The 20,480-nt window shown below is 46.0% G+C and carries 12 protein-coding genes, 4 tRNA genes and 3 rRNA genes; 14 read left to right on the top strand and 5 right to left on the bottom strand.

Features of this window, described 5'->3' with window-relative positions; genetic code table 11:
- The first annotated feature begins 88 nt into the window (after positions 1–88).
- The 11 genes from clpB (at position 89) to C1S73_RS07835 (ending at position 10,758) form a co-directional block, all read left to right on the top strand.
- Positions 89–2,662: an ATP-dependent chaperone ClpB gene (clpB, locus tag C1S73_RS07890; RefSeq protein ID WP_038874000.1), complete on the top strand. Its 2,574-nt coding sequence runs from the start codon at positions 89–91 to the stop codon at positions 2,660–2,662.
- 572 nt (positions 2,663–3,234) lie between these two features.
- Positions 3,235–4,787 (top strand): 16S ribosomal RNA (locus C1S73_RS07880).
- A 99-nt stretch (positions 4,788–4,886) separates the two neighbouring features.
- Positions 4,887–4,962, top strand: a tRNA-Ala gene (locus C1S73_RS07875).
- Positions 4,963–5,004: 42 nt separating this feature from the next.
- Positions 5,005–5,080, top strand: a tRNA-Glu gene (locus tag C1S73_RS07870).
- A 294-nt stretch (positions 5,081–5,374) separates the two neighbouring features.
- Positions 5,375–8,265: ribosomal RNA gene (locus C1S73_RS07865) — 23S ribosomal RNA — on the top strand.
- A 92-nt stretch (positions 8,266–8,357) separates the two neighbouring features.
- A 5S ribosomal RNA gene (gene rrf / locus C1S73_RS07860) occupies positions 8,358–8,474 on the top strand.
- Together the 16S, 23S and 5S rRNA genes with 4 tRNA genes alongside form the textbook arrangement of a ribosomal RNA operon.
- Positions 8,475–8,542: 68 nt before the next feature.
- Positions 8,543–8,619: transfer RNA gene (locus tag C1S73_RS07855), tRNA-Asp, on the top strand.
- 36 nt (positions 8,620–8,655) lie between these two features.
- Positions 8,656–8,732 (top strand) — tRNA-Trp (locus C1S73_RS07850).
- A 200-nt stretch (positions 8,733–8,932) separates the two neighbouring features.
- Positions 8,933–9,265, top strand: coding sequence for a DUF1904 domain-containing protein (locus C1S73_RS07845; protein WP_038869523.1), 333 nt, complete (start codon positions 8,933–8,935; stop codon positions 9,263–9,265).
- Between the two features lie 12 nt (positions 9,266–9,277).
- Positions 9,278–10,114 carry a penicillin-insensitive murein endopeptidase gene (mepA, locus tag C1S73_RS07840; RefSeq protein ID WP_038869524.1) on the top strand — a complete coding sequence of 279 codons (837 nt, stop codon included), beginning with the start codon at positions 9,278–9,280 and terminating at the stop codon, positions 10,112–10,114.
- A 335-nt stretch (positions 10,115–10,449) separates the two neighbouring features.
- A complete protein-coding gene (locus C1S73_RS07835; RefSeq protein ID WP_009705551.1) occupies positions 10,450–10,758 on the top strand; it encodes a hypothetical protein in 309 nt (102 codons plus the stop codon).
- A gap of 41 nt (positions 10,759–10,799) precedes the next feature.
- Here the strand turns inward: C1S73_RS07835 and C1S73_RS07830 are convergent, their stop codons facing one another.
- From C1S73_RS07830 to rdgC, 3 genes are all read right to left on the bottom strand, one after another.
- Positions 10,800–11,054 carry a YfhL family 4Fe-4S dicluster ferredoxin gene (locus tag C1S73_RS07830; protein ID WP_005445273.1) on the bottom strand — a complete coding sequence of 85 codons (255 nt, stop codon included), beginning with the start codon at positions 11,052–11,054 and terminating at the stop codon, positions 10,800–10,802.
- Positions 11,055–11,056: 2 nt separating this feature from the next.
- Positions 11,057–12,457 (bottom strand): prephenate-dependent tRNA uridine(34) hydroxylase TrhP, encoded by a 1,401-nt coding sequence (gene trhP / locus C1S73_RS07825; RefSeq protein ID WP_038869526.1) that lies wholly within the window; start codon positions 12,455–12,457, stop codon positions 11,057–11,059.
- Between the two features lie 166 nt (positions 12,458–12,623).
- Positions 12,624–13,538, bottom strand: coding sequence for a recombination-associated protein RdgC (gene rdgC, locus C1S73_RS07820; RefSeq protein ID WP_038869528.1), 915 nt, complete (start codon positions 13,536–13,538; stop codon positions 12,624–12,626).
- Positions 13,539–13,762: 224 nt separating this feature from the next.
- On the opposite strand from rdgC, the gene phoB reads away from it, so the two are divergent.
- The 3 genes from phoB to C1S73_RS07805 are packed head-to-tail and all read left to right on the top strand — an operon-like array spanning position 13,763 to position 16,756.
- Positions 13,763–14,452, top strand: a complete 690-nt coding sequence (phoB, locus tag C1S73_RS07815) for a phosphate regulon transcriptional regulator PhoB (protein ID WP_038869529.1) — start codon at positions 13,763–13,765, stop codon at positions 14,450–14,452.
- Positions 14,453–14,492: 40 nt separating this feature from the next.
- Positions 14,493–15,791 (top strand): phosphate regulon sensor histidine kinase PhoR, encoded by a 1,299-nt coding sequence (gene phoR / locus C1S73_RS07810; RefSeq protein ID WP_038869530.1) that lies wholly within the window; start codon positions 14,493–14,495, stop codon positions 15,789–15,791.
- Entirely contained in the window at positions 15,791–16,756 is a 966-nt protein-coding gene (locus C1S73_RS07805) for a PstS family phosphate ABC transporter substrate-binding protein (RefSeq protein WP_038869532.1), read from the top strand. The genes phoR and C1S73_RS07805 overlap by 1 nt, the downstream gene beginning before the upstream one ends.
- A 34-nt stretch (positions 16,757–16,790) precedes the next feature.
- Here C1S73_RS07805 and ppx read toward each other — a convergent pair whose 3' ends face one another.
- Both ppx and ppk1 read right to left on the bottom strand, forming a co-directional pair.
- Positions 16,791–18,296, bottom strand: coding sequence for an exopolyphosphatase (gene ppx / locus C1S73_RS07800; RefSeq protein WP_038869534.1), 1,506 nt, complete (start codon positions 18,294–18,296; stop codon positions 16,791–16,793).
- A complete protein-coding gene (gene ppk1 / locus C1S73_RS07795) occupies positions 18,280–20,370 on the bottom strand; it encodes a polyphosphate kinase 1 (RefSeq protein ID WP_038869536.1) in 2,091 nt (696 codons plus the stop codon). Before ppk1 ends, ppx begins: the two co-directional genes overlap by 17 nt.
- Positions 20,371–20,480 lie beyond the last annotated feature (110 nt).

Genomic DNA, 20,480 nt, shown 5'->3' with positions numbered 1-20,480 from the left:
TGATTCACTCCCTTGAAATTCCCCCTTTGCGTATCCATCTTTCTAACTGTCAAAAGAATTCTCTTAAGTTGAGGTTAGGAAGGAAGATATGCGTCTTGATAGATTCACAAGTAAGTTTCAAATCGCTATCTCTGATGCTCAGTCACTGGCGTTAGGGCGCGATCATCAATACATCGAACCAGTCCATCTTATGGTGGCTTTGCTGGATCAAAACGGTAGCCCAATTCGTCCATTGCTAACAATGTTAGATGTCGACGTTACTCAGTTACGTTCAAAGTTGAGCGAGATGTTAGACCGATTGCCAAAAGTAAGCGGTATTGGTGGTGATGTTCAATTGTCTAGTTCAATGGGGACTTTGTTTAACCTGTGTGACAAGGTGGCTCAAAAGCGTCAGGACTCTTACATCTCATCAGAAGTCTTCTTACTTGCTGCAATGGAAGACCGTGGTCCTCTTGGTCAATTGCTTAAAGAGCTCGGCTTAACTGAGCAAAAAGTTAGCCAAGCAATCGAAAAGATCAGAGGTGGTCAAAAGGTCAATGACCCCAATGCAGAAGAGCTTCGCCAAGCCTTGGAAAAGTTCACGATTGACCTTACCGAACGTGCAGAGCAGGGTAAGCTGGATCCTGTGATCGGTCGCGATGATGAAATCCGTCGAACCATTCAAGTACTGCAACGTCGAACTAAAAACAATCCTGTCATTATCGGTGAGCCGGGCGTGGGTAAAACCGCTATTGTGGAAGGTTTGGCGCAGCGCATCATTAATAATGAAGTTCCGGAAGGTCTACGCGGGCGTCGTGTGCTTTCACTAGATATGGGATCGCTCGTAGCAGGAGCGAAATATCGTGGTGAATTCGAAGAACGTTTGAAATCGGTATTGAATGAATTAGCCAAAGAAGAAGGCAACGTTATTCTCTTTATCGATGAATTACATACTATGGTCGGCGCTGGCAAAGGCGAAGGCTCTATGGATGCAGGCAATATGCTTAAACCAGCGTTGGCACGTGGCGAGCTTCACTGTGTCGGTGCAACAACATTGGATGAATATCGTCAGTATATAGAGAAAGATGCCGCACTTGAGCGTCGTTTCCAAAAAGTGCTGGTGGACGAACCTAGTGTTGAAGATACCGTTGCGATTTTGCGTGGTCTAAAAGAGCGCTATGAACTTCATCATCATGTAGAGATTACCGACCCTGCGATTGTCGCAGCGGCCAGTTTGTCACACCGTTATGTGTCAGACCGTCAATTACCGGACAAAGCGATCGACTTAATTGATGAAGCGGCTTCTAGCATTCGTTTGCAGATTGACTCCAAGCCTGAGTCACTAGACAAGCTAGAGCGTAAGATCATTCAGCTTAAAATCGAACAACAAGCATTAAGTAATGAACATGATGAAGCGAGTGAAAAACGTTTAAATGCACTTAATGAAGAGTTGGATGAAAAAGAACGCGAATACGCGGAGCTTGAAGAAGTGTGGAATGCTGAAAAAGCGGCCCTTTCTGGTACACAACATATTAAAGGTGAACTAGAGCAAGCGCGTATGGACATGGATTTTGCTCGCCGCGCAGGTGATTTAAACCGTATGTCTGAATTGCAATACGGTCGTATTCCTGAACTTGAAAAACAACTCGACCTTGCAACTCAAGCTGAGATGCAAGAGATGACGCTACTACGCAATAAGGTGACGGATAACGAGATTGCAGATGTACTCTCTAAGCAAACGGGTATACCAGTCTCTAAAATGCTCGAAGCAGAAAAAGAGAAACTGCTCCGCATGGAAGAGGTATTGCACAAACGTGTGATTGGTCAGGCAGAAGCGGTAGAAGTGGTATCGAATGCAATCCGCCGTAGTCGAGCAGGATTATCAGATCCAAACAAACCAATTGGTTCCTTCTTATTCTTAGGCCCTACGGGGGTGGGTAAAACGGAATTGTGTAAGACACTCGCGAGCTTTATGTTCGATAGCGAAGATGCAATGGTACGTATCGACATGTCTGAATTCATGGAGAAACATTCTGTGGCAAGGTTAGTTGGTGCGCCTCCGGGTTACGTTGGTTATGAGGAGGGTGGTTATCTAACAGAAGCGGTTCGTCGCAAACCTTATTCTGTCATCCTATTAGATGAAGTAGAAAAGGCGCATCCCGATGTGTTCAATATTTTGCTGCAAGTATTGGATGATGGTCGATTAACTGATGGTCAGGGTAGAACGGTTGATTTCCGTAATACTGTAGTGATCATGACATCGAACTTAGGTTCAGCTCGCATCCAAGAGAACTTTGCTACTCTGGATTACCAAGGCATTAAGAATGAAGTTATGGATGTGGTTAGTAAGCACTTCCGTCCTGAGTTTTTAAACCGTGTTGATGAAAGTGTTGTATTCCATCCGCTTGGTCAAGAGCACATAAAGTCGATTGCTTCTATTCAACTGGAACGTCTAGCTAAACGCTTAGAAGAAAAAGGTTACCAATTAGAGGTATCCGCAAAAGCCCTCGATTTGATTGCTCAAGTTGGTTTTGATCCTGTGTATGGTGCGCGACCTCTAAAACGTGCCATTCAACAAAATGTCGAAAACCCACTAGCGAAATCAATCTTAGCCGGACAAATATTGCCAGATAAGAAAGTACAGCTGATTGTGAACAATGACCAAGTTATCGCTCACCAGTAATTTCACTAATGCAGTGAAAAGTGAGATGAAGTTCAAGGTTTAGGGGGCAGTAGCCCCCTTTTTGATGCACTTTTATCGGCTTTTGATTGTTTTCTATACGAACGAACCAAAAAGATAAGTTTTTTTTGAAAAATAGGGTTGTGTTCCTAAACGAACTCCCTATAATGCGCCTCCGTTGTCACGGGAAAGCAAACAAAGCGAAGCCGAGATGACAAGGTCAGTGAGTTCGAAAGTAACTCACAGAGAAATAACTTAAAAAAGTGTTTGACACGATAAGTTATCTCGCTAAAATGGCCGTCCACTTTGAAGAGAACTTCAGAGTGTGCTCTTTAAAAATAAGAACCTATCAATCTGTGTGGGCACTCGTTGATGATAATCCAATTAGAAATTTCTCTTAATAAAGAGCGGTTTCAAATTAGGTTTCAATGAACTGAGTGACCAATCAAGTCTTCGGACTTGGCACAGTCAATTCATTATCATTCTGTTGGAATGGTAATAGCTTTAAAATTACTTCTTACTTTCGAGTAAGGATGAGTTTTGAAGTCAGTATTCGTTGAGCCGAACAAAATCTTAAATTGAAGAGTTTGATCATGGCTCAGATTGAACGCTGGCGGCAGGCCTAACACATGCAAGTCGAGCGGAAACGACTTAACTGAACCTTCGGGGAACGTTAAGGGCGTCGAGCGGCGGACGGGTGAGTAATGCCTAGGAAATTGCCCTGATGTGGGGGATAACCATTGGAAACGATGGCTAATACCGCATAATGCCTACGGGCCAAAGAGGGGGACCTTCGGGCCTCTCGCGTCAGGATATGCCTAGGTGGGATTAGCTAGTTGGTGAGGTAATGGCTCACCAAGGCGACGATCCCTAGCTGGTCTGAGAGGATGATCAGCCACACTGGAACTGAGACACGGTCCAGACTCCTACGGGAGGCAGCAGTGGGGAATATTGCACAATGGGCGCAAGCCTGATGCAGCCATGCCGCGTGTGTGAAGAAGGCCTTCGGGTTGTAAAGCACTTTCAGTCGTGAGGAAGGTGGTAGTGTTAATAGCACTATCATTTGACGTTAGCGACAGAAGAAGCACCGGCTAACTCCGTGCCAGCAGCCGCGGTAATACGGAGGGTGCGAGCGTTAATCGGAATTACTGGGCGTAAAGCGCATGCAGGTGGTTTGTTAAGTCAGATGTGAAAGCCCGGGGCTCAACCTCGGAATAGCATTTGAAACTGGCAGACTAGAGTACTGTAGAGGGGGGTAGAATTTCAGGTGTAGCGGTGAAATGCGTAGAGATCTGAAGGAATACCGGTGGCGAAGGCGGCCCCCTGGACAGATACTGACACTCAGATGCGAAAGCGTGGGGAGCAAACAGGATTAGATACCCTGGTAGTCCACGCCGTAAACGATGTCTACTTGGAGGTTGTGGCCTTGAGCCGTGGCTTTCGGAGCTAACGCGTTAAGTAGACCGCCTGGGGAGTACGGTCGCAAGATTAAAACTCAAATGAATTGACGGGGGCCCGCACAAGCGGTGGAGCATGTGGTTTAATTCGATGCAACGCGAAGAACCTTACCTACTCTTGACATCCAGAGAACTTTCCAGAGATGGATTGGTGCCTTCGGGAACTCTGAGACAGGTGCTGCATGGCTGTCGTCAGCTCGTGTTGTGAAATGTTGGGTTAAGTCCCGCAACGAGCGCAACCCTTATCCTTGTTTGCCAGCGAGTAATGTCGGGAACTCCAGGGAGACTGCCGGTGATAAACCGGAGGAAGGTGGGGACGACGTCAAGTCATCATGGCCCTTACGAGTAGGGCTACACACGTGCTACAATGGCGCATACAGAGGGCAGCAAGCTAGCGATAGTGAGCGAATCCCAAAAAGTGCGTCGTAGTCCGGATTGGAGTCTGCAACTCGACTCCATGAAGTCGGAATCGCTAGTAATCGTGGATCAGAATGCCACGGTGAATACGTTCCCGGGCCTTGTACACACCGCCCGTCACACCATGGGAGTGGGCTGCAAAAGAAGTAGGTAGTTTAACCTTCGGGAGGACGCTTACCACTTTGTGGTTCATGACTGGGGTGAAGTCGTAACAAGGTAGCGCTAGGGGAACCTGGCGCTGGATCACCTCCTTATACGATGATTACTCACGATGAGTGTCCACACAGATTGATATGGTTTAAATTTCAGAGCAAAAGATTGGTTCTGCATAAAATGCTGAAGCGATTTTATGTGGGGCTATAGCTCAGCTGGGAGAGCGCTTCGCTGGCAGCGAAGAGGTCATCGGTTCGATCCCGATTAGCTCCACCACTAGCTATATTGTTTCTGCTTTTAGCAAAACAAGCTTACAGTGTCCCGTTCGTCTAGAGGCCTAGGACACCGCCCTTTCACGGCGGTAACAGGGGTTCGACTCCCCTACGGGATACCATCTTTAAACATTCTCTCTTGAGAGTTTTTAAAAATGGTTACTTCATAAGAAGTGATTAGCTCTTTAACAATTTGGAAAGCTGACAAAGTAATCTTTAAGATTACTTGTAAAGTTCTCAATGTTTGTCTTTAAGACAAACACCAAAAAACACATTCAAGTGTTCTTGGGAATATCACTTTTAAAGTGATTATTCGAAATTGAGTCCGGCAAAATCGAAATGTCTCTCGCTCATTCAAATAATGAGAGACAACTTTGGTGATTTGATTATCAACTCGAAACTCCTTCGGGTTGTATGGTTAAGTGACTAAGCGTACACGGTGGATGCCTTGGCAGTCAGAGGCGATGAAGGACGTATTAACTTGCGATAAGCCCAGATTAGGTAGTAAAAACCACTTGAGTCTGGGATTTCCGAATGGGGAAACCCACTAGCATAAGCTAGTATCGCTGCGTGAATACATAGCGCAGCGAGGCAAACCGGGGGAACTGAAACATCTAAGTACCCCGAGGAAAAGAAATCAACCGAGATTCCGAAAGTAGCGGCGAGCGAAATTGGACTAGCCCTTAAGCTTTATATGCGTTAGACGAACGGTCTGGAAAGTCCGGCAATAAAGGGTGATAGCCCCGTAGTTGACAACGCACATTCAGTGAAATCGAGTAGGGCGGGACACGTGATATCCTGTCTGAATATGGGGGGACCATCCTCCAAGGCTAAATACTACTGACTGACCGATAGTGAACCAGTACCGTGAGGGAAAGGCGAAAAGAACCCCTGTGAGGGGAGTGAAATAGAACCTGAAACCGTGTACGTACAAGCAGTAGGAGCACCTTCGTGGTGTGACTGCGTACCTTTTGTATAATGGGTCAGCGACTTATATTCAGTGGCAAGGTTAACCATCTAGGGGAGCCGTAGCGAAAGCGAGTGTTAACTGCGCGACTTAGTCGCTGGATATAGACCCGAAACCAGGTGATCTAGCCATGGGCAGGTTGAAGATTGAGTAACATCAATTGGAGGACCGAACCGACTAATGTTGAAAAATTAGCGGATGACTTGTGGCTAGGGGTGAAAGGCCAATCAAACCTGGAGATAGCTGGTTCTCCCCGAAAGCTATTTAGGTAGCGCCTCGGACGAATACTACTGGGGGTAGAGCACTGTTAAGGCTAGGGGGTCATCCCGACTTACCAACCCTTTGCAAACTCCGAATACCAGTAAGTACTATCCGGGAGACACACGGCGGGTGCTAACGTCCGTCGTGGAGAGGGAAACAACCCAGACCGCCAGCTAAGGTCCCAAATTATTACTAAGTGGGAAACGATGTGGGAAGGCTCAGACAGCCAGGATGTTGGCTTAGAAGCAGCCATCATTTAAAGAAAGCGTAATAGCTCACTGGTCGAGTCGGCCTGCGCGGAAGATGTAACGGGGCTAAGTAATAAACCGAAGCTGCGGCAATGAAGTTTACTTCATTGGGTAGGGGAGCGTTCTGTAAGCCGTTGAAGGTGTGTTGTAAAGCATGCTGGAGGTATCAGAAGTGCGAATGCTGACATGAGTAACGATAAAGGGGGTGAAAAACCTCCTCGCCGGAAGACCAAGGGTTCCTGTCCAACGTTAATCGGGGCAGGGTAAGTCGACCCCTAAGGCGAGGCCGAAAGGCGTAGTCGATGGGAAACGGGTTAATATTCCCGTACTTCTTACAATTGCGATGGGGGGACGGAGAAGGCTAGGTGGGCCTGGCGACGGTTGTCCAGGTTCAAGTGCGTAGGCTGAAGAGTTAGGTAAATCCGGCTCTTCTTAAGGCTGAGACACGACGTCGAGCTACTACGGTAGTGAAGTCATTGATGCCATGCTTCCAGGAAAAGCCTCTAAGCTTCAGATTGTAAGGAATCGTACCCCAAACCGACACAGGTGGTCGGGTAGAGAATACCAAGGCGCTTGAGAGAACTCGGGTGAAGGAACTAGGCAAAATGGTACCGTAACTTCGGGAGAAGGTACGCTCTTGATGGTGAAGTCCCTTGCGGATGGAGCTGACGAGAGTCGCAGATACCAGGTGGCTGCAACTGTTTATTAAAAACACAGCACTGTGCAAAATCGTAAGATGACGTATACGGTGTGACGCCTGCCCGGTGCCGGAAGGTTAATTGATGGGGTTAGACTTCGGTCGAAGCTCTTGATCGAAGCCCCGGTAAACGGCGGCCGTAACTATAACGGTCCTAAGGTAGCGAAATTCCTTGTCGGGTAAGTTCCGACCTGCACGAATGGCGTAATGATGGCCACGCTGTCTCCACCCGAGACTCAGTGAAATTGAAATCGCTGTGAAGATGCAGTGTACCCGCGGCTAGACGGAAAGACCCCGTGAACCTTTACTACAGCTTGGCACTGAACATTGACCCTACATGTGTAGGATAGGTGGGAGGCTTTGAAGCACAGTCGCTAGATTGTGTGGAGCCGTCCTTGAAATACCACCCTTGTAGTGTTGATGTTCTAACGTCGACCCCTTATCGGGGTTGCGGACAGTGCCTGGTGGGTAGTTTGACTGGGGCGGTCTCCTCCCAAAGAGTAACGGAGGAGCACGAAGGTGGGCTAATCACGGTTGGACATCGTGAGGTTAGTGCAATGGCATAAGCCCGCTTGACTGCGAGAATGACAATTCGAGCAGGTGCGAAAGCAGGTCATAGTGATCCGGTGGTTCTGTATGGAAGGGCCATCGCTCAACGGATAAAAGGTACTCCGGGGATAACAGGCTGATACCGCCCAAGAGTTCATATCGACGGCGGTGTTTGGCACCTCGATGTCGGCTCATCACATCCTGGGGCTGAAGTCGGTCCCAAGGGTATGGCTGTTCGCCATTTAAAGTGGTACGCGAGCTGGGTTTAGAACGTCGTGAGACAGTTCGGTCCCTATCTGCCGTGGGCGTTGGAAGATTGAAGGGGGCTGCTCCTAGTACGAGAGGACCGGAGTGGACGAACCTCTGGTGTTCGGGTTGTGTCGCCAGACGCATTGCCCGGTAGCTAAGTTCGGAATCGATAACCGCTGAAAGCATCTAAGCGGGAAGCGAGCCCTGAGATGAGTCTTCCCTGATACTTTAAGTATCCTAAAGGGTTGTTCGAGACTAGAACGTTGATAGGCAGGGTGTGTAAGCGTTGTGAGGCGTTGAGCTAACCTGTACTAATTGCCCGTGAGGCTTAACCATACAACACCCAAGGGGTTTTGATGGACTCAATGTAAGAACATTGAATGTGTATAAATAGAACTTAAAATCAGTTTTCCAGATTAAAGAATTTGCTTGGCGACCATAGCGATTTGGACCCACCTGACTTCCATTCCGAACTCAGAAGTGAAACGAATTAGCGCCGATGGTAGTGTGGGGTTTCCCCATGTGAGAGTAGGACATCGCCAGGCTTTATTTTATTTTCACTTTTTATGAAAAAGTGAAGACAAAAACTTAGACTTAAATGTCTAACCAGTGCGGAGCGGTAGTTCAGTTGGTTAGAATACCGGCCTGTCACGCCGGGGGTCGCGGGTTCGAGTCCCGTCCGCTCCGCCACTTATTCCGAGAGTCGTCTCACTAAACACGAACTACAGGGGTGTAGCTCCAATTGGCAGAGCAGCGGATTCCAAATCCGCGTGTTGGGAGTTCGAATCTCTCCACCCCTGCCATATTTAAGGCTCTAGCAGAAATGCTAGAGCCTTTTTCGTTTTATCACTTTTCTGCTTCTGCTTCTCCCTCAAATTGTCAGTCATACTTATGTCTCGCGGTATGTGTGCTATTTTGTAGTGCATAGCTAGTGCTCAACGTGATTAGAAGGTGACTTCCTGTTATCATCGGCGCTGAATTCTAATAATTAGGAAGCAAGTCTATGCCACATCTTCGATTTCGCGCAGTAGAGCCTCAAACCGTTCAAGCTTTATCAAAGCCTCTTACTGACGAATTACAGCCATTAATGGAATGTCCTCGTGAAGACTTCACGTTTGAATACATCTACAGTACTTTCTTCAGTGAAGGTGAAGTAAGCAGTGCATATCCTTTTGTTGAAGTTCTGTGGTTTGACCGTGGGCAAGAGACTCAGAATAAAGTGGCTAAAGCGATTACTGAGCAAGTTCGTGGTATTGCCGGTGAAGATATCGATGTTGCGGTAATTTTCTCTGCACTCTCTCCTAAAGGCTACTATGATAATGGTGACCACTATTAAGGAATGAGCGTGATGAAGCTGAGTCTTTCTTTTTGTTTAAGTTTTCTATTCTCAGCTTCTCTTTCTGCTACTCCGTGGGAGCAGGTCTCTGGTCCCACAAATAACACATCCTCTTCTATCGGCAGTTATGCGAATGGCTGTTTAGATGGTGCTTCTCCTCTCCCGCTTGATGGTATTGGTTATCAGGTTTTACGCAGTAAAACGAAGCGTTACTATGGGCATCCTCATACAATAAGCTTTGTTGAAGAGTTAGCGAAAAAAACCAGTAAAGATCTCAACACAACGTTACTTATTGGGGACTTATCCCTAGCTCGTGGTGGACGTTTTTCTTCTGGCCACTCTAGTCATCAAACTGGCCTAGATATTGATATTTGGCTGCGATTGGCCGATGAACCGCTTTCTTATAATGAGCTTCAACTTCCGAAACCCATGAGTGTCGTAGATCTTAAAAAATACAAGATTCTAGAACACCGTTGGGAAGATAGGCACTTTGAACTGATTCGAAGTGCCGCGAAGAGTCAAGATGTTGCTCGTATCTTTGTTCATCCAGTGATTAAAGAGCAGTTATGTAAGCAAGAAGGTGAGAAAGACCGAAATTGGTTACGTAAGGTTCGGCCTTGGTGGGGGCATCATTACCACTTCCACGTGAGATTAACTTGCCCTGAGTCGAGCTCTAATTGTGTTAACCAAGCGCCACCACCTGCAGGAGATGGCTGTGGAGCAGAGTTAGCAAGTTGGAAGCCGAAAGCAACGCCTCCACCTGTGACCAAAAAAACTAAGGTAACGCCTAAACCGAAGAAGAAAAAGATACTGCCAACACAATGCCAGCCGCTCATTACGCAGAAATAAGTGGTGAGTCCTACCAACGAAATACCAAATATGCTTTCTCTGGATCTCTATTATGAAACTGGAGAAAGATCATACTTTTGTCTACAGTGAATAATACCAGTACAAAAACTGACCTTTAGGTTTTTGTGGCATATTATAGAAATCTTATATAAACAAAGAGTTGCATTATTTTTAAATGTTGTGGCAACTCATATTAAGAAAGATCTTTTCGTCGCGATTCTCTGATTTCTTAGCAATATGTCTGTTGGTTGGTGAAAGACAAACGACAACGCAGACAAGTGTATTGAGGTGGGTAAGGAGGCTTTTCCCATCGAGAGTTAATCAAGGATAAAACCATGACTATGATTTGTGCAAAAGAGTTTGCAGAGTGGTTAAGACACAGATTTAGCAGTGATACTAAAGGAGTCTTTTTGACTCGAGAGGATGTTAATCACCTGACTGGGCGCCAACGCCTTGACCCAGGTTTTGTTAATGACGTGCATTACGAGCTGATGCAATATGGAATGGCTTTCGTTACTGATACAAGTAGGGAGAACTTTTATCTGATCCCTGTCTCGCAAGCTGAAAACTGGCGTGAGAGGTTAGAGTATCACTTCGAGAAAGAGCTGTTTTGTAATATCTATCCTATCGAAAAATCGGGTTAAAAAAAGGTTCAACTTTGTCGGCAAAGTTGAACCTCTTTCGATTACGCTAACCCTTGAATAATTACAAACTTCTCTAGCAATTGCTCTTCAGTTTCGACATGATTCGGGTCGGTGATAATGCATTTCGTAATAGGACACACTGACTGGCATGTTGGCTTTTCGTAGTGACCTTTACACTCTGTACATAGAGCAGGGTCAATCTCGAAAATACTGTCACCCATAGTAATTGCACCGTTAGGGCATTCTGGGTCACACATGTCGCAGTTGATGCACTTATCGGTAATAAGTAGTGCCATGATTACTTACCAGTTGGGTTACGGGTATCCTGACCTGCATTTAAGTTACGCATCAACAGGCCGTATTCCAGATCCATATCCTCTGGTACAGGGATAAATACAAAGTGGCCGTTACCTTTTGCGTCTTCAATTGATTCTGACTTACGGTTTTCCATCGCTTCTAGCGTAAAGATTACGTTACCTTTTGGCGTCATTAGCTCTAGGCTGTCACCAACGATGAACTTATTCTTAACTTCTACTTCTACCATGTCACCACGGCGCTTACCTGTGAACTCACCAACGAATTGCTGAGCATCTGATACAGAGTAGCCGTAGTCATAGTTTTGGTAGCTGTCGTGAGTGTGACGACGTAGGAAGCCTTCTGTGTAACCACGGTGAGCTAGGCTCTCCAATGTGCCCATTAGGCTTTCATCGAATGGCTTGCCAGCGACCGCATCATCGATTGCTTTACGGTAAACCTGTGCAGTACGAGCACAGTAGTAGAACGACTTAGTACGGCCTTCGATCTTCAATGAATGAACACCCATTTTAGTTAGGCGCTCAACGTGTTGGATTGCGCGAAGATCTTTCGAGTTCATGATGTAAGTACCATGCTCGTCTTCGAACGCTGCCATTTTTTCTTCAGGGCGATGCGCTTCAGAAAGCAGAACGACTTCATCGGTTGGTTTGCCGCGACCGATGGTTGTCTCAGGACGCTCGTCAGCGACTTCGATTGCTTGCGCTTCCGTTGGGTCAAACTTCTCTACGATGTCGCCAGTGTCGTTTTCTTTGCCTTCTTCTACTTTGTATTCCCAACGGCATGCGTTAGTGCAAGTACCTTGGTTAGGGTCACGTTTGTTGATGTAACCAGACAGTAGGCAGCGACCAGAGTAGGCCATGCATAGAGCACCGTGAACGAAAACTTCTAGTTCAGTTTCAGGACAGTGCTCGCGAATTTCTTCGATTTCTTCTAGAGAAAGCTCACGAGAAACAATCACACGCTCAACACCGTTAGCAGCCCAGAACTTCACAGTTGCCCAGTTTACTGCGTTCGCCTGTACAGACAGGTGAATTGGCATTTCTGGGAACGCTTCGCGAACCATCATGATAAGACCTGGATCAGACATGATAAGTGCGTCTGGGCCCATTTCTACCACTGGCTTAAGGTCACGGATGAAAGTTTTAAGCTTAGAGTTGTGCGGTTGGATGTTACATACCACGTAAAGCTTTTTGCCTAGGGCATGCGCTTCGTTGATACCGATTTGTAGGTTTTCGTGGTTGAACTCGTTGTTACGTACGCGAAGGCTGTAGCGAGGTTGGCCAGCGTATACTGCATCTGCGCCGTAGGCGAATGCGTAACGCATGTTTTTAAGGCTACCAGCTGGAGACAGTAGCTCTGGTACGAATGCTTTCTCTGTTGTCATTGCTCAATTCTCTTAGTATCTGATCACAAGTCAGGCCAATTCCACCTCATGGAAATGGGGCGCAAATTTTACGTCAAAATGTGACCTGTGACTAGGAGAATTATAGTTTAGATAAACAAACGCCCTCAAAAAAAGTGAGGGCGTTATGATTAATATTTGTACGAAATTAAGCGTTAGGGTTTGGTAGACCGCCCAATGCTTCGTATAGATTTGGTAGGAAAGCGCTGAACTCGCCACACATTAGAGAGAAGTCTGCGTCGAAGCGAGCGGCTTGATCTTCGCGTGGGATGTCATCGTTTTGATCTTTTAGTTCATCAGAGAACTTCAGACGTTTGATGCCAGAATCTTCTGCCATAATGAATTCGATACGATCTTGCCAGTTCAGTGCTAGCTTAGTCACCACCTTATCCGCTGCGATGTGGTTGCGGATTTCATCAGTTGTCAGTTCTTGCTTCTTACAACGAATCACACCGCCTTCTTCTAGCACAGACTTAAGCTCAGCTTCGTCCATCATCGAAATGCCTTGTGGCGTGTCGCCAGTTTTCACCCATTCAGTCAAGGTCGTTTCAATCGCGACTTCAGGGATTGCAGGCACAACAGGTAGGCTACCCATTGTTTTTCGTAATAGTGCCAATACATCTTCTGCTTTTTTATAGCTGCTTGCATCAACAAGGATGAAGCCTTCTTTTGGCATGATAAGTACGTAAGTGTGGCTGCTGCGGCTGAATGCACGTGGCAGTAGATCCATCACGATGTCATCTTTGAGGTTGTCCTTCTCTTTCTTCTTGAGTGGGCGACCTTCTTGCGCTTCCATTGCTTCAACTTTGGCATTCAATGAATCTTTGATCACTGATGCAGGAAGCATTTTCTCTTCTTTCTTAGCGCAAACAAGAATGCGGTTTTCAGAAACGTGCGTCATCATGTCGCCGTGTCTGCCCATTGCACTAACCCAACCAAATTTTTGTTTATCTTGGCTGCCACAAGGGGTAAATCGGAACTCTGAAAGTTGAGTTTCTAGTTGATCGGCGTTGAAGCTAACCTCACGGTTAACACGGTATACCAGACAGTTTTTAAACCACATAAATCTTCTCTAGGCTTGATGACAAGGGACTAATCATAGGGAATTTTCCGACTGATGTCCTAATAGAATTGAAAAAGATCATGATGAATCTCAAAAGAAACTTATATGAAAATTTGTTTTCAAAGGTCACAAAAGTGTCATAATTGATGGTAATAATGCTTATGCATAGAGGGGCGCTTGGTCTCTTAAATTCATTAGCTTAACTAACATAAGGTTACTCAATTATGTCTAGAAGGATTCTGGTTGTTGAAGACGAAGCTCCAATTCGCGAAATGTTGTGCTTCGTGCTTGAACAGAAAGGTTATCAAGCAGTAGAAGCAGAAGATTATGATACTGCGGTAACTAAACTGGCTGAACCCTTCCCAGATTTAGTGCTACTAGATTGGATGTTACCTGGTGGTAGTGGCATCAACTTCATCAAACACATGAAGCGTGAAGAGTTAACGCGCAATATTCCTGTCGTAATGCTAACAGCTCGCGGTGAGGAAGAAGACAAGGTTCGTGGCCTTGAAGTTGGTGCAGACGATTACATCACTAAGCCTTTTTCACCAAAAGAGTTAGTGGCTCGCCTTAAAGCGGTTATTCGCCGAGTAACGCCAACAGCGCTTGAAGATGTGATTGATGTACAAGGTCTGAAGTTGGACCCTGTTTCTCACCGCGTGACCGCAAATAATGAAGCGGTTGATATGGGACCAACAGAGTTCAAAATGCTGCACTTCTTTATGACGCACCAAGAGCGCGTTTACAGTCGTGAACAACTGCTAAACAACGTTTGGGGCACCAACGTGTATGTTGAAGACCGTACCGTTGACGTACACATTCGTCGCTTGCGTAAAGCACTTGAAGCGGCAGGTCACGACAAACTAATCCAAACCGTTCGTGGTGCAGGTTACCGTTTCTCGACGAAGGCATAACATCGCTAGCAGCTTATCAATACCATTTCTGGAGTAATGAGTGGTTGAAAGATTAACTTGGAAAAAGCTGGCCTGGGAGCTGGCTTTTTTTTACACCCCTTGGGTGATCATAGGATGGATATTCGGTTATATGCCGTGGTTGCTTCTGGCGGCCACGGCTTTGCAGCTTGTCTGGCATCTGCATAATCAGGTTCGCTTATCGGCTTGGTTATGGGATGAAAAGCGTCTGACCCCACCATCAGGTAGTGGTAACTGGGAATCTTTGTTTAACGGTTTATACCGCTTACAACAACGTCAGCGTCGAAAACGTAAAGAGCTCACCAATTTAATTCGCCGTTTCCGTAATGGTGCTGAATCGCTACCGGATGCGGTAGTGGTTTTTCGTGCTGAAGGCAATATTGTGTGGTGTAACAAGCTTGCTCAGCACCTTTTAGGATTCCACTGGCCAGAAGATTCTGGACAGCCTATTTCTAATCTCATCCGTACTCCTGATTTTATCAAGTACATCAACAAGCAAGATTTCTCTGAGCCGCTAGAAATGCGCTCGCCGCTCAACGTCGAACGTATGTTGGAATTGCGTATCGTGCCTTACACCGAAGGCGAACATTTGATGGTGGTGCGTGATGTGAGCCAGCTTAAACAGCTTGAAGGTATGCGCCGTAACTTTTTCGCTAACGTATCTCATGAACTGCGTACCCCTATGACGGTACTCCAAGGCTATTTAGAGATGACGGAAGATCCAGACATGATCGTTGGTCCAATGTGGAGTAAAGCACATGGTGTAATGACCGAGCAGCTAAATCGAATGAACAGTTTGGTGAACCAGTTATTAACGCTGTCTAAGATCGAAGCGGCGCCAATGCATGAGCTAGAAGACGTTGTGAACGTACCAAGTATGTTAGAAGTGCTTGAGAAAGAAGCGATCAGTTTGAGTGGTGATGATAAGCACCAGTTGACTTTCGATGTTGATTCTAGCTTACGTGTCCTTGGTGATGATGACCAGTTACGCAGTGCTATCTCCAACTTAGTTTACAACGCGGTGAAGTACACCCCTCCAGGTGCTCACGTTAATGTCCGTTGGTATCAAACCGCACAAGGTGCTTGTCTAGAGGTTGAAGACAGCGGTGATGGTATTGAGCCACAACACTTACATCGATTGACCGAACGTTTCTATCGCGTGGATAAAGCACGCTCTCGTGATACGGGGGGCAGTGGTCTCGGTTTGGCCATCGTGAAGCACGCATTGAGCCACCATGACTCTCACCTCGAAATCTACAGTGAAGTTGGTGTCGGCAGTAAGTTCTCTTTCATCCTACCAAGTCGTTTGGTGGTGAAGTAATGAGTGTCGTATCCAAAGCTATTAAGAAAATCACTCTAGCCATGTTGGTGCTCTCCAGCGTGGCATTTGCACAAGATCAACCGTTGCCGAATTATCAAAAGACGACGGGTATTGCGGGTAACTTATTGTCTGTCGGCTCAGATACGTTAGCAGGCATGACCACGCTTTGGGTAGAAGAGTTTAAATCTATCTACCCGAACATTAATGCTCAGGTTCAGGCGTCTGGTTCATCGACTGCGCCACCGGCGTTAACGGAACAAACGGCGCAATTCGGTCCAATGAGTCGTTCAATGCGTATGCGTGAAATCGAAGCATTTGAGCGTGTACATGGTTACAAGCCAACGGCACTTCGTGTTGCAATTGATGCGATTGGCATCTTCGTTCATCAAGACAACCCAATCAAAGGGCTTAACTTTCATCAGTTGGATGCGATGTTCTCGGCGACATTGCGCTGCGGTGAAAGTGAGTTCATCACCAACTGGCGTGAGTTAGGCATCAAAGCCGAGTGGGCAAAACGTAACTTGCAGCTGTTTGGGCGCAACTCAGTATCGGGTACGTACGGTTATTTTAAAAGTAATGCCTTGTGTGGCGGTGATTTTAAAACTCGTGTGAACGAGCAACCGGGATCTGCATCAGTGGTGCAGTCTGTTGCATCTACGATTAGTGGTGTAGGTTATTCAGGCGTAGGCTATCGCGTGGCGGGTGTTCGTTTAGTCCCAATTGCGAAAACAGGCACAGATTACGTTAGCCCTGTGCGTGAAAATATTATCTCAGGTAAGTACCCACTATCACGTTACCTCTATGTATACGTGAATAAACATCCTGATTACCCGCTAAGCCCAATTGAAGCTGAGTTCATTCGCTTTATGTTCTCTGCCCAAGGGCAAGCGCTGGTTGCGAAAGATGGTTATGTTCCGATTACTGCCGATTTCGCTACAGAGGAATTAAAAAAGGTCGGTTTATAAGCCGACCTTTTTCTTTATCTCATTGAGTTCGTGGTTAGAAGTTCAATGCCCATCCTGCGCTTTCCCAGCGTTGCTGTTCTTCCTGCAAATCTGCATCGAGCAGCTTGTTGTTCTCCAACCAATCTTCTTCTACGCAGGTAAGTACCCACTTATCTTCTTGTATCGATAGTGTCAGCTCAGGCAGCGGATCATCATTGCGTTGACCGTTGACCACAATGGCTAGACGCAGAACCTTAATTAAGTTGATGATGTCACTCTCTTTGTAGAGATTGAACTCTGGGAACTCATTAAGCTTGAGGGATTTACGTTGGAAGCGAGCTAAAGTCGCCAATACCAATTGCTGTTCGCGGTTAAAGCCGGGTAAGTTGGAGTGCAGCAGAATGTAGAATGAGTGACGATGGAAACCGCGCAGACTGATGCTCAAGCCGACTTCATGCAGCAAAGCAGCCCATTCTAGTAAATCAAACAGCTCACTCTTCTTCTTGATACCAAGTTCAGAACGAACATTGCACAGCATCTCTCTTGCATGACCTTTTACGCGCGCTGCGTGTTCGATATCAACGCGATGTTGTTTTGCTAGATTTTCTGTGGTGCGCATACGAATATCAGAACGGGCGAAGCGTTCTTCCATCTCGTAAAGCAGACCTTCACGTAATGCGCCATCCGAGAAGAACATCTGGTTGATTTTTAGTGATTGGAAGATGGCAGACAAAATGGCTACACCAGCGGCAAAGACTGGCTTGCGTTCATCGGTCAGACCAACAAGCTCGATATCATCAATGGACTCAAATTCGCACAATGTGTCGATGAGCTTACCCAAACGCTTGTTGGTGATCAGCCCATCTTCATGACCCAATCCAATCAAGACTTCGCGAATCGCTTTAATAGTACCTGAAGAGCCGAGGGCAATATCCCAGCCTTTCTTGCGGTATTTTGCAGCAATGGACTCCATGCGTTGCTCTGCGGCGAGAATCGCTTTGCTGAAGTTCTTCCGCGACAGTTTGCCGTTATTGAAGAACTGCTCGGTAAAGCTTACACAACCCATTTGCTTGCTGTTCAGAAGCTCTGGGTCAAACTCTTGACCAATGATCATCTCAGTACTGCCGCCACCGATGTCGACGACCAGTTTGGAGTTAGATTCCGCTTGAGTATGTGCGACGCCGAGATAGATGAGGCGAGCTTCTTCTTCGCCCGGAATGATTTCAATTGGAAAAGGCAGCACCTCTTTGGCTCGTTGGATAAAGAGATGGGCGTTGTTAGCACGCCTTAAAGTGTGGGTGGCTGCAATTCTTACGTTTGAAGCTTCAAAGCCTTGCAAGCGTTCGGCGAACATCGCGAGGCACTCAAGACCTCGTTCCATTGCTGCATGGCTAAGATTGAGCTCTGAATCGAGTCCGGCAGCTAACCGTACGCGTTGTTTATGGCGACTGACAAGTTGAAGATCACTACCGACAACTTTCGCTACCACCATATGGAAACTGTTTGACCCGAGGTCAATTGCAGCGATATGGCGTACATCTTGTTCAAGTATTTGAGGCATCGGCTTTTTGTTTTCTTATTTGCTTCTCTATATTTTTAAGATAGTCGTAGATGGCAACTTGTGAGCGAACTTTTTTACGATTACCTCGCGGTACGTAGCTGTTACTCATCTCTTTATCTATCAGGCGAGCTTTTACTGTATCGGTAAAGTGAATGTTAGTTATATCAATAATCCTCTGTTTCAAACGTGGATCACGGACGGGGGCTGCAACTTCAATTCGATGATCGATATTTCGAGTCATCCAGTCCGCTGAGGAGATGTACACCTGTGGTTCGCCGTCATTGTGAGTAATTACAACGCGAGGATGCTCTAGGAAGCGATCGACGATACTGATGATCTGAATGTTCTCGCTCACCCCTTCAATGCCTGGGACCAATGAGCACATACCACGAATGATCATCTTGATTTTTACTCCAGCATTACTCGCGCCGTAGAGTTTATTGACGATGCCTTTATCGACGAGGTTATTGACCTTGATGGTCAGTGCTGCTTTTTTTCCTGATTTGGCATTGGCAATTTCGTTGTCAATTAAGCGATATAATTGTGTTCGTGAGTTTCGTGGAGAGACAATCAAATGATTGAACTTCACCGGACGGTATGGATTTTCGATATAGCCAAATACATTTCGTACCTCATCGGTGAGTTCTTGATCGGCGGTCAGCAAGGTAAGGTCCGTGTACACTTGTGCTGTTTTCTCGTGAAAGTTCCCAGTACCAATGTGAGCGTAGCGAACAATCTCTCCGTCTTCACGACGGCTTATTAGCAGTAACTTGGAGTGAATCTTAAGACCAGGGGCGCCGAAGACGACATGTACACCAGCCTCCGTTAGTATTTTGGACCACTCGATATTCGCTTCTTCATCGAAGCGAGCTTGCAGCTCCACAACAACGGTGACTCCCTTGCCATTATGTACAGCATCGATCAACGAGTTCATCAAACGCGAGTCTTTGGCGACGCGGTAGATGTTGATCTTGATGCTTAGGACTTTAGGATCGAACGAGGCTTGTCGAACCAATTCCGAAATATGATCAAAGGTATGATAAGGGTAGTGCAGCAGTATATCGTTGGCTTTGATGGCTTCAAAACTGTTTGCATAGCCCTCAAAGTCTGCACACTTCATTGGCGGCATCGGTTTGTTTTCTAAATAATCTCGGCCAACATTAGGAAAACCAATAAAGTCTTTGAAATTATGATAGCGCCCACCAGGGATGAGGTTGTCGTAATTAGAAATCTGTAGTTTTTTGCATAAAAAATCGAGCATTTTTTGCGGCATATCTCGCTCATATACAAAGCGTACAGGTAAGGCGGTAAGACGTTGATTCACCCCTTCAGACATTTGTTCAAGCAGGCTAAACTCAACCTCGTAACGCAAGTCGTACTCAGCATCACGGGTCATTTTCATCGCATAGCCGTTAAGAGCATCGTATTCGAAAAAGCCTTTAAAAAGTTCATCAAGGCAATAGCGAATAATATTGTCGAGTAAAATGATCGTTTTACGTCGCTTGCCTTTTTTTTCAGGCAACATAACAAAGCGAGGTAAGTGATCGGTTGGGATCTCAATTAAAGCGTATTGGGATTGATCGCCTTTTTGCAGATCGACCGTAATGTAAGCGTATTCGTCTTTAAGAAACTGCAGAACATCAATATCTTCTTTAATAAGAAGAGGGGTAATGTGCGGCATGACTTCTTTACGAAAATACTTGGTTACCCAACGTTTTTGTGTGTCATCTAATTGGTGCTCATTAACTAAAAAAATCCGACGTCGTGCCATTTCACGTATTAATTCACTGTATAATTCATCGAATTGTTCGTTTAGCTTCAACGCTTTGGTTTGCATCTTTGTTAACAAGTGCTTAGAGTTGTCGCTTCCACCGCGTTCTTGGCTGATCAAGATCCGACGTTTTACATCCGCAAAGCGTACTTTATAGAATTCATCTAAGTTATTGGAAAATATCCCGAGAAATCGAATTCGTTCAATGAGAGGGACGGTTTTGTCGGCAGCTTCTTGTAGTACTCGTTCGTTGAAAGATAACCAACTAAGTTCTTTTTCTATATAGAGTTTTTCTGCGCTCATAACCTTACCTAGCCTAAAAAAGAGTGAATCCGCACTCATCGAGGGATAAAAGAGGAGTGTGAACATTATGAGTTTTTCATTACAGATTTATTTCATACTACGGCATGCAT

The organism is Vibrio jasicida 090810c (genome assembly GCF_002887615.1).
Classification (GTDB): Bacteria; Pseudomonadota; Gammaproteobacteria; order Enterobacterales; family Vibrionaceae; genus Vibrio; species Vibrio jasicida.
This window is presented reverse-complemented; position numbering and strand designations above follow the sequence as displayed.

Bases quoted from the DNA above. Each gene is read 5' to 3' on its own strand.
- clpB (WP_038874000.1), top strand. From the start codon at position 89: ATGCGTCTTGATAGATTCACAAGTAAGTTTCAAATCGCTATCTCTGAT.
- C1S73_RS07845 (WP_038869523.1), top strand. From the start codon at position 8,933: ATGCCACATCTTCGATTTCGCGCAGTAGAGCCTCAAACCGTTCAAGCT.
- mepA (WP_038869524.1), top strand. From the start codon at position 9,278: ATGAAGCTGAGTCTTTCTTTTTGTTTAAGTTTTCTATTCTCAGCTTCT.
- C1S73_RS07835 (WP_009705551.1), top strand. From the start codon at position 10,450: ATGACTATGATTTGTGCAAAAGAGTTTGCAGAGTGGTTAAGACACAGA.
- C1S73_RS07830 (WP_005445273.1), bottom strand. From the start codon at position 11,054: ATGGCACTACTTATTACCGATAAGTGCATCAACTGCGACATGTGTGAC.
- trhP (WP_038869526.1), bottom strand. From the start codon at position 12,457: ATGACAACAGAGAAAGCATTCGTACCAGAGCTACTGTCTCCAGCTGGT.
- rdgC (WP_038869528.1), bottom strand. From the start codon at position 13,538: ATGTGGTTTAAAAACTGTCTGGTATACCGTGTTAACCGTGAGGTTAGC.
- phoB (WP_038869529.1), top strand. From the start codon at position 13,763: ATGTCTAGAAGGATTCTGGTTGTTGAAGACGAAGCTCCAATTCGCGAA.
- C1S73_RS07805 (WP_038869532.1), top strand. From the start codon at position 15,791: ATGAGTGTCGTATCCAAAGCTATTAAGAAAATCACTCTAGCCATGTTG.
- ppx (WP_038869534.1), bottom strand. From the start codon at position 18,296: ATGCCTCAAATACTTGAACAAGATGTACGCCATATCGCTGCAATTGAC.
- ppk1 (WP_038869536.1), bottom strand. From the start codon at position 20,370: ATGAGCGCAGAAAAACTCTATATAGAAAAAGAACTTAGTTGGTTATCT.